This is a genomic window from Streptomyces cirratus (assembly GCF_014650775.1).
GTDB lineage: Bacteria > Actinomycetota > Actinomycetes > Streptomycetales > Streptomycetaceae > Streptomyces > Streptomyces cirratus.
In genome coordinates, this window is record NZ_BMVP01000003.1 from 496,448 (window position 1) to 512,278 (window position 15,831).

The following is a 15,831-nucleotide window of genomic DNA, read 5'->3' on the forward strand; positions in this document are numbered from 1 at the left end:
GGAACCGTAAACGCCATGTACGCAGCAACGTCCTCCGTGTCCGCCCCGGTTCGGCCGCACCGCACGCTCCAGGCGGGCGGCGGCCCCTACCTCGACCCCGGCCGGCCGGCCGCCCCGGCGCAGGGCGCCGTACGGGCCCGGCGGATGCCGGGGACCGGGGCCCAGCCGCCCAGCGGAAGAATCGACCTGTCCGGACCGCAGGGCGCCCAACTGCGCACGGCACTCGCCTCGGTGCAGCGCATCTGTCCGGAGTTCGCGCCCGTACAGGTCCTGCGGCGCAGTGGCCGGTCGGTCCTCCTGGTGGGGACGACGGGGCGGATGACCGCCGTCGCGAAGGTATTACTGGACCACTCGCCCGAGTGGCGCGAGCGGTACCGGCACGAAATAGCTGCGTACCGGGCGTTCGTCCGGCACCGTCCGCCGGTCCGGGTGCCCCGGCTGATCGCCGCCGATCCGGAGAACTGCGTCCTGGTCGTCGAGCGGATGGCGGGCCGGGTGGCGGCCCTGCAGCGGCATCCGGTGGAAGCTCCGCCGCGCGCCGACGTGCGGGCGGCGCTGGGGGCGGTGTGCCGGGTGAACCAGTGGCGGCCTTCGGCCGAGCTGTTCGGGCACCCGCTGGACTACACCCGGCGGATCGCACGCGACCACCAGCTCGGGATGCTGACCGACCGCGATTTCGGCGACCTCCAGAAACTGCTGCACGGGCTCAAGCTGGCCGGGACCCCGTGGCAGTTCAACCACGGTGACGCCCTGCTGTCGAACCTGCTGCTCTCCCCTGCCGGGCCCGTACTGCTCGACTGGGAGCACGCGGGCTGGTACCTGCCCGGCTACGACCTGGCCACGCTGTGGACGGTACTGGGCGACGCCCCGGCGGCGCGCGGCCAGATCAGCCGACTGGCGCAGCAGCAGGGGCCCGCGGTCAGGGACGCGTTCCTGGTGAACCTGATGCTGATCCTGACCCGGGAGATCCGGATGTCCGAGACGGCGGTGCAGCGCTCGATGACGGCGACCGCCCCGATGCAGCCGCTGCCCGCGGGCGCCTTGTCCTCGGGTGAGGAGCAGCGGCTGCTGCTGCGCCGGCTGCACGACGACTGCGGGATGGCCCGCAGGGCGGTCCGCGCGGTGGTCGGCACCCGCTGACACGCCGTCCCCCGTACGCGAGGCCCCGTGGCTCCCACCGCCACGGGGTCTCGCTTCGGCGCGCACCGGGGCGGCGGTGTCGGATGCCTTGACATCACATGATCCTGCGAACAGGTTTCTGACTAGGCATCAGACGTGCCGGAGCCGCCGCCCCGCCCTCACTCCCCCGGAGCCCGCCATGTCCGCACGGTCCGATCACGCACGCGCTCCCTTCCCCGCCCGCCGGACGGTCCTCGCCGGCACCGGAGCCGGGGTGCTCGCCGCGACCGTACTGCCCGCCACAGCCGCGCGGGCCTCGGCCGACGCGGCCCAGGGCGGGGCCCCGCTCGGCGAGTACGACGTGGTCGTGGTCGGGTCTGGGGCGTCCGGGATGACCGCCGCGCTCACCGCCGCCAAGCGGGGGCTGAGCGTGCTGGTGGTGGAGAAGGCCCCCACGTTCGGCGGCTCGGCGGCCCGCTCCGGCGCCGGGATCTGGCTGCCGAACAACTCCGTCATCCTCGGGGCCGGGGTTCCGGACACCCCCGAGAAAGCCGCGGCGTACCTGGCGGCGGTGGTGGGTCCCGACGTACCGGCCGAGCGGCAGCGGGCGTTCCTCGCCAACGGGCCCCGGATGCTGGACTTCGTCATGGCCAACAGCCCGTTGAGGTTCCGCTTCATGGACGGCTACAGCGACTACTACCCGAACCTGCCCGGCGGTCTGCCGAACGGGCGCTCCATCGAGCCCGACCAGATCGACGGGAACGTCCTCGGCGCCGAACTCGGCCGGCTCAACCCGGCGTACATGCCGGTGCCCGCCGGGATGGTGGTGTTCAGCCAGGACTACAAGTGGCTCAACCTCGCGGCGGTCACCGCGAAGGGACTGGCGGTGTCCACCGAGTGCCTGGCGCGCGGCACGAAGGCGGCACTGCGCGGGGAGAAGCCGCTGACCATGGGGCAGGCGCTGGCCGCCGGGCTGCGGGCGGGCCTGATGCGGGCGGGGGTGCCGGTGTGGCTGAACAGCCCGCTGGTGGATCTGGTCCAGGAGGGCGGGGCGGTCACCGGGGTGGTGGTGGAGAACGAGGGCTCCCGGGGCGTCGTGCGGGCCCGCAAGGGCGTGATCATCGGATCCGGCGGCTTCGAGCACAACGCGGCGATGCGGGCGCAGTACCAGCAGCAGCCGATCGGCACCGAGTGGTCGGTGGGGGCGAAGGAGAACACGGGCGACGGCATCCGGGCGGGCCAGCGGGCGGGGGCCGCGCTCGCGCTGATGGAGGACGCCTGGTGGGGGCCGTCGATCCCGCTGCCCGGCGAGCCCTACTTCTGCCTGGCGGAGCGGACTCTTCCGGGCGGACTGATGGTGAACGCGAACGGCACCCGGTTCGTGAACGAGGCGGCTCCGTACAGCGACGTGGTGCACGTGATGTACGAGAAGGACCGGGGCGCGAGCGGCTCGCACATTCCGGCCTGGCTGATCGTGGACCAGAACTACCGCAACAGGTACCTCTTCAAGGACATCCTGCCGACGCTGGCCTTCCCCGACGCGTGGTACGAGGCGGGGGCCGCGAAGAAGGCGTGGACCTGGGACGCGCTCGCCGGGCAGATCGGGGTGCCGGCCGCGGCGCTGCGGGCGACGCTGGGCCGCTTCAACGCGCAGGCGTGGAACGGGTCCGACCCGGACTTCCACCGCGGTGACACGGCGTACGACCACTACTACACCGACCCGAACGTCCAGCCGAACTCCTGCCTGGCGCCGGTCTGGGTGCCGCCGTTCTACGCCTTCAAGATCGTGCCGGGGGATCTGGGCACGAAGGGCGGCATCGTGACGGACGCCCGGGCGCGGGCGCTGCGGGCGGACGGATCGGTGATCCGGGGCCTGTGGGCGGCGGGCAACGCCAGTGCGGCGGTGATGGGCCACAGCTACGCGGGAGCCGGCTCGACGATCGGCCCGGCGATGACGTTCGGCTACGTGGCGGCGAACGACATCGCGGACGCGTAGGCGGCGGTCCTGCGCCGAGCGGGCCTAGCCCTGCTGGAAGAGCTCGGCCGGGAGGGGCTTGAGCAGGGCGTACAGGTCATCGGTGATGGGGCGGTCCCAGCTGGCGATGGTGACCAGCACGTTGTCGCTGCGGTCGAACTGCACGCAGCTGATGCGGCCCTCGGAGAGCTTGACCTTGCGCACGATGAGGAGGTTGTCGCCCTGCATGACGGGGCAGTCCTCGACCCCGGTGACCTCGACCTCCTCGTCGTTCTCCAGGGCGTCCAGGAGCTGGGCCACCTCGAAGGGGACCTGCTTGTCGGCGAGCTCCCGGGCCGGTGAGCCCTCGGGGAGGTTGCCGATGATCATCGCGGGGCCGCGGCCGCCGAAGAGGTCGTAGCGCAGGAAGACACCCTGGCAGCTGCCGTCGGGCGCGGGGAGCAACCCGGCCCCGAGGTTGCCCGGCCAGTCCCCCGGGTCCATGGCCAGGACGTCGAAGTCCGGGCCGGCGGGTGTGGCGGCGCGGTGGCGGCGGAGGAAGGACATGCCGCCATGGTACGTGGCCGGGCGCGTTTTCCGGGCCGGGGGCCCGCTTCCGCGCCGGTGCCCCGGGGGCCGGCGGCGGTGGCGGCCTCCTACACCGGCGGGACCAGCGTGAAGTAGTGGTCGAGGCGGCCGGGGTCGCCGGTGGGGAACGGCGTCGGCCGCGACCCGGGCGTCGCGGCGCCCTCGGCGAACCAGTCGATCAGCGGTGCGGGGACCGGATCGAGCGTCGGGGTCCGGTCCGGTCCGGCCTCGGCCACGCGGCCAGGGCCGCCGGGTCGCAGGGGAGCCCGTGGGGGGGGACGGGTCCGAGGGTCGGGCGCCTCGGTGAGCCGATGCCGCAGGACGTGCGCGAGGCGGTGTACGCCGCCCGGGTGCCCTACGCGGCCGGAAACCGGCCGACCGGGGCAGGAGGGCACCCGGGGCGCCCGGCCACCGGGCTCGACCGCCCGGCGGGCGGCCTTCTCGCATGCCCGCGCCGGCGCGTCGACAGGCTAGCCGTGTGATCTCGCCCATGCGGACACGCGGCCCGCTCGCCGCGCGGATTCCGACCCCCCTTTGCTGCGGGCGAGAGCCTCCGGCGCGCCCCGGCGGCAGGGCGCCGTCACGTGCCCTCGTAGAGTCGCCGGTGCCACCACGGGAGCGGGCGTCCGGACCGGTCGCGTCCCACGGGTACCGCTGCGGGGTCGGGAAGGGTGCGACGGCAGAACTCGGCGTCCAGGGTGCGCAGTACGCGTCCGAGGGCGGACCGCGCGCCGGGCGGCAGCCCGCGGTACAGGTCGGCCAGTTGGTCGCGGACCACGGCGACGTCGTCCAGGGCGCACCCGGGGCAGGCCGGACAGGTCGAGCGTGCCGGCCGGAGCCGGTCGCCGGGGCGGTCCAGGAATGCGCGGTACAGCGCGAGCCGGACGGCGAGGCCGGGGGCGCGGCCGCGCAGCAGGTGGTGGATCAGCGCGCTCTCATCCGGTGAGAGCCGGTCCAGGGGTGGTAGTTCACGGGTCCACTCGGGTGGGCGGCGGCCGTCGAACGGCCCTCGTCGGGCGCGCAGGGCGCCGGGACGGTTACGCGGCACCGCGCTTTCGGTGGTTGATCGTCATGGTGGCCATGATGGCAGAACGGGGCCGCTGCCGCAGGGCACCGGGCGGCGGCTTCGCGCCCGGTGGCCGCGGACCGCGCGGGACGTCAGGTCAGGTCGAACTCGCCGCCCCGGGCGTCCAGGACGAACTTGCGCCACTCGTCGGGCGCGAAGATCAGCGGGGGGCTGTCCGGACGCTCGCTGTTGCGCATCGCGATGAACCCCTCCACGAAGGCGATCTGGACGTCCCCGGCTCCCCGGCTGCTCGACCGCCAGTGCGCCCCGCTGAGATCCAGATCCGGCTTTCCCCAGCCTGCGGGGGCCTGCGAAGTCATGCTCTCGGCCACGTGCGTGCTCCTCCCGGTACGTCGTCCGAGGGCCAGATTAACCACGCGGGCGGGCGCCGCACAGGCCACACCCGCCCGCCCGGCGTTCAGGACGTGGGTGGTTCGGCCCCCACCAGCCACATCGCGAAGAACTGGGCGCCGCCACCGTACGCGTGCCCGAGGGCGCGGCGGGCGTCCGCGATCTGGTGTTCCCCTGCCCGGCCGCGTACTTGGAGCGCCGCCTCGGCGAAGCGGATCATGCCGGAGGCGCCGATGGGGTTGGTCGACAGGACACCGCCGGACGGGTTGACGGGCAGGTCGCCATCGAGTTCCGTGACCCCGGCCTCGGTGAGTTTCCAGCCCTCCCCCTCCTCGGCGAAGCCCAGGTTCTCCAGCCACATCGGCTCGTACCAGGAGAACGGTACGTACATCTCCACCGCGTCGATCTCCCGGCGCGGGTCGGTGATCCCCGCCTGCCGGTACACGTCGGCCGCGCAGTCCTTGCCCGCCTGCGGGGACACGAAGTCCTTGCCGGCGAAGAGGGTCGGCTCGCTGCGCATCGCGCCGCCGTGCACCCACGCCGGCGGCCGGGGCGAACGGGCCGCGCCGGCCCGGTCGGTGAGGACCATCGCGCAGGCCCCGTCGGAGGAGGGGCAGGTCTCCGAGTACCGGATCGGGTCCCACAGCATCGGGGAGGCCTGCACCTTCTCCAGGGTGATGTCGTGCTCGTGCAGGTGGGCGTACGGGTTCTTCAGCGCGTTGCGCCGGTCCTTGTACGCGACGAGCGAACCCACCGTGTCGGGCGCGCCGGTGCGCCGCATGTACGCGCGTACGTGCGGCGCGAAGAACCCGCCCGCCCCGGCCAGCAGGGGCTGCTGGAAGGGCACCGGCAGCGAGAGGCCCCACATGGCGTTGGACTCGGACTGTTTTTCGAAGGCCAGGGTCAAGACGGTGCGGTGTACGCGGGCCGCCACCAGGTTGGCGGCGACGAGCGCGGTGGACCCGCCGACGGACCCGGCCGTGTGGACGCGGAGCATCGGCTTTCCGACCGCGCCGAGGGCGTCCGCCAGGTACAGCTCGGGCATCATCACCCCCTCGAAGAAGTCGGGGGCCTTGCCGATGACGACGGCGTCGACGTCCGCCCAGGTCAGCTCGGCGTCGGCGAGGGCGCGTACCGCTGCTTCGCGGACCAGTCCGGCGATGGACACGTCGTGGCGGGCGGCGACGTGCTTGGTCTGGCCGACGCCGACGACGGCCACGCACTCCTTCGATGTCGCGGCCTTGCTCATGCTCGGTCCCCTTCCAGGACGGCGACCAGGTTCTGCTGGAGGCAGGGGCCGGAGGTGGCGTGCGCGACGGCCCGGTCGGACTCGCGGCGGTGGATGCGTGCGGCGGCCTCGCCGATGCGGATCAGGCCTGCGGCCATGACGGGGTTGGCGGCGAGGGCCCCGCCGGACCGGTTGACGGCCACGCCCTCGTCGAGCCCGAGCGCCTTGCGGAGCACGACCTCCTGGGAGGAGAAGGGGGCGTGCAGCTCCGCCGTGTCCACCGGCGCCTCGAAGAGGCCCGCGTGTTCGGCGGCGATGCGGGTCGAGGGCGAGTCGGTGAGGTCGCGCAGTCCCAGGGCGTGCGCTTCGATCCGGTGGTCGATTCCGGTGATCCAGGCGGGCCGCTCGCACAGCCGGCGGGCGGTGTCTCCCGCCGCCAGGACGACTGCGGCGGCGCCGTCGCCGATGGGCGGGCAGTCGCCGGTGCGCAGGGGCCGGACCTGGTAGTCGCCTTGCGGGACGGCGCCGGTGAGCTGGGCGTGCGGGTTGCCGGTCCGGGCGGAGGCCCGGCTGCGGGCGCCGATGGCGGCGAGGGCGGGCTCGTCGGTCTCGCCCGCGTCGATCAGCGCCTGGGCCTGGAGGGCGGCCAGGGCGACGGAGTCGGGCCAGAGGGGGGCGAGGTAGTAGGGGTCGAGCTGGCGGGTGAGGACGTCGCGTACCGGTCCGGGGGAGGACTTCCCGTACGCGTAGACGAGCGCGGTGTCGGCCTCTCCGGTCTGGATCTTGACCCAGGCCTCGTAGAGGGCCCAGGCGCCGTCCATCTCGACGTGGGACTCGGAGATGGGCGGCCATGCGCCGACGCCGTCGAGGGTCATCGTGAAGGAGAAGGCCCTGCCTGCCAGGTAGTCGCTGGAACCGGAGCAGGTGAAGCCGATCTCGCCGGCCTTGAGACCGGTCCGGGCCAGCACTTGGTGGAGGACCGGCATGACCATCTCGACTTCGCTGAGTTCGTCGGTGCGGCGCCGGTGGTCGCTCTGTGCGAAGGCGACGACCGCGACCTCGCGGGCGTACCTGGGAGTCCTGGCCATCAGATGAGCTCCTTGTATGCGTCGTAGTCCGCGTCCGGTTCGCCGGTGGGGCGGTAGTGGTCGGGGTACCGGCCGCCTTCGGTCCACACCGGTTCGACGCGCAGGCCCATGCGGACCTGGTCGTAGGGGATGCCGCCGATCCGGCCGTGGAGGGCGAGGTCGGCGCCGTCGAGGGCGATGTGGGCGTAGACGTAGGGGACTTCGATGTCGAGGTTGCGGGCCTTGATGTTGACGACGCAGTACGTGGTGACGGTGCCGGCCGGGCCGACCTCGACCCGGTCGGTGGTGGCTACGCCACAGGTGGGGCAGGCGCCGCGCGGGGGTACGTACACCTTGTGGCAGGAAGGGCAGCGCTCGCCGACGGTCCGCCGCTCGGATAGGGCGTTGATGTACGCGGTCTGGGCGCGGCCGGGGCTGTAGGTGTAGTCGAGCCGGGCCTCGGCGACGATGCCGGTGACGGGCTCCGCGAACGCCCCGTCGTGCGGGGCGCCTTGGGGGTCCGCGGGGCCTTCGTGGGGCTCGAAGCAGGCGATGTCGGTGATCGCTCCGGTGCGCTGGGCGGCCCATCGGATGCGCACGCGCATGCCGGTGCGGACGGCGTCGGGGCCGGGGGCGTCGAGGGCGTGGAGGAGGGCGGTGTCGGCGCCGTCGAGCCTGACCAGGGCCCAGGCGAAGGGGCTGTCGAGGGGCTGGTTCGGGCGCGGGTGGTCGTTCCAGGCCCAGGTGGTGACGGTGCCGGTGGTGGCGACCTGGACCAGCTCGCGGATCTCTTCGGCGGTGACGGGGTCGTACTCGACGGGCGGGACCATCACCTGGCCGGCGGTGGTCCGGACGCCGAGTACGACGCGCTCGCGCAGGCCGGTGAGGAACGCGCTCTGCACGGGCCCGAGGGACCGGGTGAAGGGAAACTCGACGACCAGGGGCGCGCGCAACACCCCGGGCGGCGACGCGGCGGCTTCTGCGGCAGCGGACATGTGCGGGCTCCTGTCTGAAGGCACGACGAGTAACACCCGACCGGCCCTTGGCCGGCCGGGTCTGACGGCCGGGCCTGACGGCCGGGTCTGGCGGCCCGGCCCTTCGGCCGATCGGTCGGGGCGGGCGGTTCTGCTTCGGTCCGGCACCTCTGCCGACGGGCCACGGGCGCAGGCCGGCCCACGGCGTACCCGGCCCCGTCCCCGGCCCGCCCGGCCATCCGCCGTCCACTTGGGGGCCGGGCCCCGGGAGACCGAGGGCGGGGCCCCGGGAGTCCGGCTCTGGGGTAGCACTTCCGGCCTGGCCGGCCGTCGGCCGCCCGGGCCACCCCGGGGGTGCCGAATCCAGGCCCTCGGGTACCGGCACGTCCCGGGGCCCGGACCCCGGGACGTCCGGACGTCGGAGTACCGGGGTTCCGGCCCCGCACGGCCGGCCGCCACCCGGTGACCCGGGGGCGCCGGGGTTCCGGAGCGGCCGGCCGACCGCCACCCGGCCACCGGGTACCGGCGACCCCTGCGCCCGGGGCCGGGCCCCAGGAACCCGCCTCCGGGGCGGCGGTTCCGTCCCTCGTCGGTCGTCCGGCGTCGGTCGTCCGGCGTCCGGCCACGGACGTACCGGCTCCCGGCTCCCGGCTCCCCGCCACGGACGTACCGGCGGCACCGGGTACCGGCGGCCCCTGGCCCGAGGTCCGGGGTATCCGGGCGGTGGGGGGGAGCGGGGCTCCGGCCGCGCCGGGCGGCCGGGCACCGGTGCCTCCGCCGTGCCGTCCCGCGGAGCGTCAGGCGCGGTGGTACTGGGGCGGGCGTTTTTCCGCGAACGCACGCGCGCCCTCCTTCGCGTCCGCCGTCTCGAAGATCGGCCGGCCCCGGGTGAGTTCGGCGGCCAAGCCCTCCGTTTCCGTCAGCTCGGCCGTCTCGTACACCGAGGCCTTCACCGCCTCCACCGCCAGCGGCCCGCACGCGTTGATCCGTTCGGCGATCTCCAGCGCCTGCTCCAGCGCGGTGCCGTCCGGCACCACCCGCCCGATCAGGCCGATCCGCGCCGCCTCCGCCGCCGAGTACGGCCGGCCGGTCAGCAGCATCTCCAGCGCGTGCGTGCGCGGGATCTGCCGTGGCAGCCGTACCGTCGAGCCGCCGATCGGGAACAGGCCCCGTTTGACCTCGAAGAGCCCGAACGTGGCCCCCTCCCCCGCGACCCTGATGTCGGTCCCCTGGAGGATCTCGGTGCCGCCGGCCACGCAGTACCCCTCCACCGCCGCGATCACCGGCTTGCGCGGCCGGTGGTGGCGCAGCATCGCCTTCCAGTGCAGGTCGGGGTCGGCTTCCAGCCGGCTCCGGTAATGGTCGCCCGCCATCCCCCGCCCGGCCAGGGCCTTGAGGTCCATTCCCGCGCAGAAGTCCCCGCCGGCGCCCGTGAGGACAACCGAGCGGATGGCGTCGTCCGCGTCGGCTTCCAGCCAGCCGTCGTACAGCCCGACCAGCAGCGGCAGCGAGAGCGCGTTCTTCGCCTCCGGCCTGTTCATGGTGAGCACCAGCGTGGCGCCGTGGCGTTCCACGGTCAGGTGTTCCGTCCCACCCATTGCCGTCCTCCCGTCTGAAGACCTAGAACAGGTTGCAGGAGGGGAGGATGCAGTTCAATAGTTTTCTGACACACAGTCAGTTTTCTTGTTGCGCGCCTTCCCAGTTGACCGTCCCGGCGCTCTAATGACCGCCGAGCCGGCCCAGCCATGGGGTCAGCCATGGACACTTTCGGGTCAGGAGGAACGGTGGAGTACAACCTTGCCGACCTGTTCGAGTCGGTCGTCGACGTCGTCCCCGACCGGGAAGCCCTCGTCTACGTGGACCACCCCGGAACCGGCGCCGAGCGCCGCCTGACGTACGCGGAACTGGACGCCGCGGCGAACCGCCTAGCACACCACCTCCTCGACAACGGACTGACGGCCGGCGAACACCTGGGGCTGCACCTCTACAACGGGGTCGAGTACCTCCAGACCGTCCTGGCCTGCCTCAAGGCGCGCCTGGTGCCGGTGAACGTCAACTACCGCTACGTCGAAGAGGAGCTGGTCTACCTCTACGACGACGCCGACCTCGCCGCCCTCGTCTTCGAGGGCGAGTTCACCGAGCGGGTGGCCGCGGCGCTCCCGCAGACCGCCCGGCTCCGGCACCTCATCCGGGTCGGCGAGGCCCCCGAAGGCGCGCCGGAGCCCGCGATCGCGCCCGTGGCGTTCACGGACGCGGAGGCGGCCGGCTCCCCCGGGCGCGGCTTCCCGCCCCGCTCCCCCGACGACCTGTTCATCATCTACACCGGCGGCACCACCGGGATGCCCAAGGGCGTCATGTGGCGGGCCGAAGACCTCTTCTTCGCGGGCCTGTTCGGCGGCGAGCCGTCGGGCGAACCGGTGAAGCGGCCGGAGGAACTGGCCGAGCGCGTCGCCGCGCGCGGCGCCGGTCTCACGTTCTTCCCCGCGCCGCCGCTGATGCACGGCACGTCGACGCTGACCTCGTTCATCGCCTTCAACTACGGCCAGCGGGTGGTCATCCACCGCAAGTTCGCGCCCGAGGAAGTGCTGCGCACGATCGAGAAGGAGAAGGTCTCCAGTGTGTCGCTGGTGGGTGACGCGATGCTGAGGCCGCTGATCGACGCGTTGAACGGCCCGCTCAAGGGGACCGACCTGTCCTCGCTGTTCAGCGTCTCCTCGTCCGGGGCGATCATGTCGGAGACGGTGAGGGCCGAGTTCCAGCGGCTGGTGCCGCACGTGGTGCTGCTGAACAACTTCGGTTCGTCGGAGTCCGGTTCGAACGGCCGGGCGGCGAACGACTCCGGCCCGGAGAAGGGGTTCCGGCTGGAGGTCAACGACCGTACGCAGGTGGTGGACCCGGTGACGCACGAGCCGGTGCCGGTGGGCCGGCCGGGGCGCCTGGCGCAGCGCGGGCACGTACCGCTCGGCTACTACAACGACCCCGTGAAGACGGCCGAGACCTTCTTCCGCAAGGACGGCCAGCGGTGGGTGCTGCTCGGCGACATGGCGACGGTGGACGAGAGCGGGATCGTCACCGTACTGGGGCGCGGTTCGCAGTGCATCAACACCGGGGGCGAGAAGGTCTACCCGGAGGAGGTCGAGCAGGCGCTGAAGTCGCACCCGGACGTGTACGACGCCCTGGTCGCCGGGGTCACGGACCCGACGTGGGGCAGCCATGTGGCGGCGGTCGTCCAGGTGCGTGCGGGTGCTCCCGAGCCGACGCTGGAGGAGATCCAGGCCCATTGCCGGACCAGGCTGGCGGGGTACAAGATCCCACGCCAGCTCGTCGTCACGCCCGCGATCCAGCGTTCCCCGAGCGGCAAGGCGGACTACCGCTGGGCGAAGGCCGTGGCCACGGAGGCGGACGCCGCCCGCTGAGGCAGGGGTGGGCGCCGGTCACAGGGGGTGGCCGTCGGGACCGGTCCGGTCGGCCTGCGTGGAGAACTTCGAGAGGAAGACGTCGTACCAGCCGTCGCCCCTTCTGGTCATCGTCGCGCCGTCCTGCCAGATCCCGTTGTCGGACCACCACTGGCTGTCGTACGGGTCGCCCTGGTTCTGGTGGACGTTGTGCACGCCCGGGCCGCCGTGGTCGAACGGCTCCCCCCAGACGAGGACGGGGCGGCCGGGTACGAGGAGGGGCTCCAGCGCCCGGGAGGCTTCGAGGCAGGAGCCCGAGACCCAGGGGTGCGGGGGGCTGAGCCGGTCGAGGAGCGCGCGCAGCCGGGCGGGCGTGCGGCCGGACCGGTCGGCGAGCGCGGGGTGGCGCTGGAAGTCGATGGCGCCGGATCCCGAGGTGCGGGCGAGGTCGTGGTAGCCCGGCAGGAGCGCGGAGGCCGGTTCGAGCACCGAGGCGGCGAGGGTGAGGACCTTCCACTGCACGCCGATGGCGGAGTGCTTGCTGTCGACGTCGACGGCGCAGCGGTAGCGGCCGTCGGGTGCGTCCACCTCCAGGTTGACGTGGAACCAGCGGCCCTGCGTATCGGGTTCGTCGCGGAAGTGGCGGTGCAGCGTTCCGCACAGCACCCCGTAGTCGGCGAGCGGCATGCGGCCAGTGAACCACCGACGGACCCGGTGGTGGCGACGGCGCGGGCCGTCCGCACCTGACGGCGGCGAGATCACCGATCACTCGTTCGAGCCATTGCTTCAGCCGACGGTCTCCGGCAGGCTACCGAATGATCGGTCGGTTCGTTCACGATGGGGTGAGGACATGTCGGACTTCGCAGGCGAGGAGCGGGATCAGGGCGAGCTGCTGAGCGGTGACGAGCTCGCGGCCCTCCAGCTGAGCCGGTTGCGGGCCACCTTGCACCGCGTCTACGAACGCGTGCCCTTCTACCGGCAGGCCTTCGACAAGGCCGGTGTGCACCCCGACGACTGCCGTTCCCTCGCCGACCTCTCCCTCTTCCCCTTCACCACGAAGGCCGACCTTCGCGACCAGTACCCCTTCGGGATGTTCGCCGTCCCCCGCCCGGAGGTCCGGCGCATCCACGCCTCCAGCGGAACCACCGGCCGCCCGACGGTGGTGGGGTACACCGAGGGTGACCTGTCCACCTGGGCGGACGTCGTGGCCCGCTCCATCCGCGCGGCGGGCGGCCGGCCGGGGCAGGTCGTGCACATCGCCTACGGGTACGGCCTGTTCACCGGCGGCCTCGGCGCGCACTACGGCGCCGAACGGCTCGGCTGTACGGTCGTGCCCGCTTCCGGGGGCATGACGGACCGGCAGGTCCGGCTGATCCAGGACTTCCGGCCGGGGGTCATCATGGTGACCCCCTCCTACATGCTGACGTTGCTGGACGAGATGGAGCGCCAGGGGATCGACCCGCGCTCGACCTCTCTGCGTACGGGGATCTTCGGCGCGGAGCCGTGGACGGAGGAGATGCGCCGGGAGATCGAGGACCGGCTCGGCATCGACGCCGTCGACATCTACGGCCTGTCGGAGGTGATGGGCCCCGGGGTGGCGCAGGAGCACGCTTCGACGAAGGACGGGCTCCACATCTGGGAGGACCACTTCTATCCGGAGGTGGTCGACCCGCTCACCGGGGCGGTACTGCCGGACGGCGAGCCGGGGGAGCTCGTCTTCACCTCGCTCACGAAGGAGGCCATGCCCGTCATCCGCTACCGCACCCGGGATCTGACGCGGCTGCTCCCGGGCACCGCCCGGCCGGCCTTCCGCCGGATGGAGAAGATCACGGGCCGCAGCGACGACATGATCATCCTGCGCGGGGTCAACCTGTACCCCACCCAGATCGAGGAGATCCTGCTCCGCGTCCCGGCCCTGGCCCCGCACTTCCAGCTCCGGCTGACCCGGGAGGGCCGGCTGGACGCGCTGACCGTCCGGGTGGAGGCCCGTCGCGATGCCGATGCCGCTCAGCGGGAGGCGGCAGCCGCCGCGGTGGTCAGAGCCGTGAAGGAGGGGGTCGGGGTATCGGTCGGGGTCGAGGTGGTCGATCCGGAGACGCTGGAACGGTCGGTCGGCAAGATCAAGCGGATCCGGGACCTGCGGGGGGAGCCGCCGATACGCCCCTGACCGCCGCCGGCGAGCGGTGCGGGTCAGCCGCGCGGACGTGGGAAATCCACCCCTTCGGGCCGTTTTCACCGGCGCCTACGAGGCAATCGGGGTGCGGCCGGGTAGGTGAAGGGTGTGACCTCGAAGCCCCGGCCGCCGCACGACCGGCTCCGGGCCTCCCTCGTCGGGCTGGCCTGGAGCCGGGGGCGCCAGATGGAGCTGATGCACCGCGCGATGGGCTTCGCGGCCCTGGGCTTCTTGACCCTCGTACCGCTGCTCGTGGTCGTCGCGGCCGCCGCACCCGGCTCCGGTTCCGGCTTCGGCCGCTGGCTGGGGCAGGCCCTCGGGGTGACGGAGTCCTCGCGGGCCCGGGTCGAGATGCTGTTCAGCGCCGCCGACCTGGCGCTGGAGCGGACCACCGCCTTCGGTCTGGCCGCGCTCGCCGTGTTCGGCCTGACGTTCGGCTCGGCGGTCCAGACCGGCTACGAGAAGGTGTGGGACCTTCCCACCGCCCGCTGGCACACCATGTGGCGCCACGTCATCTGGCTCGCCCTGCTCGTCTGCTACCTCGCCGTCCTCGTCGAGATCCCCGCCCCCTCGAAGAGCGTGGTCGGCACCGCCGTCGGCACCGTCAGCGACCTCATCGGCACGGTCCTCTTCTTCTGGACCTCCCAACGCCTCCTGCTGGGCGGCCGGGTCCGCTGGCGCGCCCTGTTCCCGGGCGCGGTCGCCACCAGCATCGGCCTGCTGGGCCTGCGCGTCTTCTCCCAGCTGGTCTTCTCCCCGCTGATCGCGTCCAGCGCCGTCACGTACGGGCCGTTCGGCACCCTCCTGGTGGTCCAGTCCTGGCTGGTCGGTGTCGGCTTCGTCGTCTACGGCGGCTCCCTCGTCGGCCGCCTGGCCCACGAACGGCTCACCCTGCGCAGGCTGCGCAGGTCCGGCATGGCCACCGAGGAGGGACCGGATTCGCATGGTCCGAGAACCGACTGACGCCGCGGGCCACACCGGTGCGAGGATCGGCGTGATCCAGTAACACCAGTCACTCGCAGGGGGATTGATGAGTACGCAGTTTCCGACGGGCGCACCCGAGGGCCGCGTCTGGCTGATCACCGGGGCGTCCTCCGGGTTCGGCCTGATCCTGGCCGAGGCCGCGCTGGCCGCCGGCGACACGGTCGTCGCGGCCGCCCGCCGCACCGGCACCCTCAACGCCCTGGCGGCCGAGCACCCCGGCCGGCTCGTCCCGCTGGCCCTGGACGTGACGGACACCGCCCGCGCCGAGGAGGCCGTCGGCGGGGTCGTGGACCGCTTCGGCCGCATCGACGTGCTGGTCAACAACGCCGGGCGGGGCCTGGTCGGCGCCGTGGAGGAGGCGAGCGACACCGAACTCCGCGAGCTGATGGACCTGCACTTCTTCGGCCCGGCGGCGCTCCTGCGCGCCGCGCTCCCCCACATGCGCTCACGCAAGTCCGGGGCCGTCGTGCAGATGAGCAGCATGGGCGGGCGGCTGGCCTTCCCGGGCGTCGGGGCCTACTGCGCGACGAAGTTCGCCCTGGAGGGCCTGACCGAGGCGCTCGCCGCCGAGGTGGCCCCCTTCGGGATCAAGGTGTTGATCGTGGAACCCGGGTCGTTCCGGACGAGCTTCGCGGGCGGCGGTGCGCTGCGGTCCACCACCCCGCTCCCCGCCTACGAGGACATCGTCGGCCCCGTGCGGGTCGGGCTCCCGGCGAGCGACGGCCACCAGCCCGGGGACCCCGTCAAGGCGGTCGCCGCGATCCTCGCCGCCCTGGACGCCCCGCAGACCCCGCTGCGCCTGGTGCTGGGCAATGACGCCGTCGAGTTCATCCGGGCCCACGCGGACGCCGTGCGCGCCGAGGCCGACGTCTGGGAGTCCGTCAGCCGCGGCACGGACTTCGACGCCTGACGCCGCCACCCACCCGGGACGT

15 protein-coding genes are annotated in these 15,831 nt (G+C 73.1%); 6 read left to right on the forward strand and 9 right to left on the reverse strand.

Annotation, left to right across the window (positions count from 1 at the left end; translation table 11 throughout):
* The first annotated feature begins 15 nt into the window (after positions 1 to 15).
* Together IE207_RS11955 and kstD are read left to right on the forward strand one after the other, a co-directional pair.
* Entirely contained in the window at positions 16 to 1,140 is a 1,125-nt protein-coding gene (locus tag IE207_RS11955; protein WP_190184061.1) for an aminoglycoside phosphotransferase family protein, read from the forward strand.
* 178 nt (positions 1,141 to 1,318) lie between these two features.
* A complete protein-coding gene (kstD, locus tag IE207_RS11960) occupies positions 1,319 to 3,115 on the forward strand; it encodes a 3-oxosteroid 1-dehydrogenase (protein ID WP_190184062.1) in 1,797 nt (598 codons plus the stop codon).
* 24 nt (positions 3,116 to 3,139) lie between these two features.
* Here kstD and IE207_RS11965 read toward each other — a convergent pair whose 3' ends face one another.
* The 8 genes from IE207_RS11965 to IE207_RS12000 form a co-directional block, all read right to left on the reverse strand.
* Positions 3,140 to 3,640 carry a hypothetical protein gene (locus IE207_RS11965; protein ID WP_190184063.1) on the reverse strand — a complete coding sequence of 167 codons (501 nt, stop codon included), beginning with the start codon at positions 3,638 to 3,640 and terminating at the stop codon, positions 3,140 to 3,142.
* Positions 3,641 to 3,729: 89 nt separating this feature from the next.
* The gene (locus tag IE207_RS11970) at positions 3,730 to 3,897 is read right to left on the reverse strand and encodes a hypothetical protein (protein WP_190184064.1); all 168 of its coding nucleotides are present in this window, start codon (positions 3,895 to 3,897) and stop codon (positions 3,730 to 3,732) included.
* 344 nt (positions 3,898 to 4,241) lie between these two features.
* Positions 4,242 to 4,709, reverse strand: a complete 468-nt coding sequence (locus tag IE207_RS11975) for a hypothetical protein (protein WP_190184065.1) — start codon at positions 4,707 to 4,709, stop codon at positions 4,242 to 4,244.
* A 110-nt stretch (positions 4,710 to 4,819) separates the two neighbouring features.
* Positions 4,820 to 5,047 (reverse strand): DUF397 domain-containing protein, encoded by a 228-nt coding sequence (locus tag IE207_RS11980; RefSeq protein ID WP_373304701.1) that lies wholly within the window; start codon positions 5,045 to 5,047, stop codon positions 4,820 to 4,822.
* Between the two features lie 98 nt (positions 5,048 to 5,145).
* The gene (locus IE207_RS11985; protein WP_190184067.1) at positions 5,146 to 6,327 is read right to left on the reverse strand and encodes a thiolase family protein; all 1,182 of its coding nucleotides are present in this window, start codon (positions 6,325 to 6,327) and stop codon (positions 5,146 to 5,148) included.
* A complete protein-coding gene (locus IE207_RS11990; RefSeq protein WP_190184068.1) occupies positions 6,324 to 7,394 on the reverse strand; it encodes a thiolase family protein in 1,071 nt (356 codons plus the stop codon). Before IE207_RS11990 ends, IE207_RS11985 begins: the two co-directional genes overlap by 4 nt.
* The gene (locus IE207_RS11995; RefSeq protein WP_190184069.1) at positions 7,394 to 8,368 is read right to left on the reverse strand and encodes a Zn-ribbon domain-containing OB-fold protein; all 975 of its coding nucleotides are present in this window, start codon (positions 8,366 to 8,368) and stop codon (positions 7,394 to 7,396) included. Before IE207_RS11995 ends, IE207_RS11990 begins: the two co-directional genes overlap by 1 nt.
* 776 nt (positions 8,369 to 9,144) lie before the next feature.
* Complete coding sequence (locus tag IE207_RS12000) at positions 9,145 to 9,945, reverse strand: crotonase/enoyl-CoA hydratase family protein (RefSeq protein ID WP_190184070.1); 801 nt, start codon at positions 9,943 to 9,945, stop codon at positions 9,145 to 9,147.
* Positions 9,946 to 10,131: 186 nt separating this feature from the next.
* Between IE207_RS12000 and IE207_RS12005 the strand changes: the two genes are divergently transcribed.
* On the forward strand, positions 10,132 to 11,763 hold the full coding sequence (locus IE207_RS12005; RefSeq protein WP_190184071.1) for an acyl-CoA synthetase: 1,632 nt from the start codon (positions 10,132 to 10,134) through the stop codon (positions 11,761 to 11,763).
* Between the two features lie 18 nt (positions 11,764 to 11,781).
* Here the strand turns inward: IE207_RS12005 and IE207_RS12010 are convergent, their stop codons facing one another.
* Complete coding sequence (locus IE207_RS12010; protein WP_190184072.1) at positions 11,782 to 12,429, reverse strand: DUF2278 family protein; 648 nt, start codon at positions 12,427 to 12,429, stop codon at positions 11,782 to 11,784.
* A 163-nt stretch (positions 12,430 to 12,592) separates the two neighbouring features.
* Here IE207_RS12010 and paaK point away from each other — a divergent pair, with 163 nt between their 5' ends.
* From paaK to IE207_RS12025, 3 genes are all read left to right on the forward strand, one after another.
* Positions 12,593 to 13,909, forward strand: a complete 1,317-nt coding sequence (gene paaK, locus IE207_RS12015; RefSeq protein ID WP_190184073.1) for a phenylacetate--CoA ligase PaaK — start codon at positions 12,593 to 12,595, stop codon at positions 13,907 to 13,909.
* A 114-nt stretch (positions 13,910 to 14,023) separates the two neighbouring features.
* The gene (locus IE207_RS12020; protein ID WP_373304698.1) at positions 14,024 to 14,878 is read left to right on the forward strand and encodes a YhjD/YihY/BrkB family envelope integrity protein; all 855 of its coding nucleotides are present in this window, start codon (positions 14,024 to 14,026) and stop codon (positions 14,876 to 14,878) included.
* 67 nt (positions 14,879 to 14,945) lie between these two features.
* Positions 14,946 to 15,809, forward strand: coding sequence for an oxidoreductase (locus tag IE207_RS12025; RefSeq protein WP_190184074.1), 864 nt, complete (start codon positions 14,946 to 14,948; stop codon positions 15,807 to 15,809).
* Positions 15,810 to 15,831: the final 22 nt, after the last annotated feature.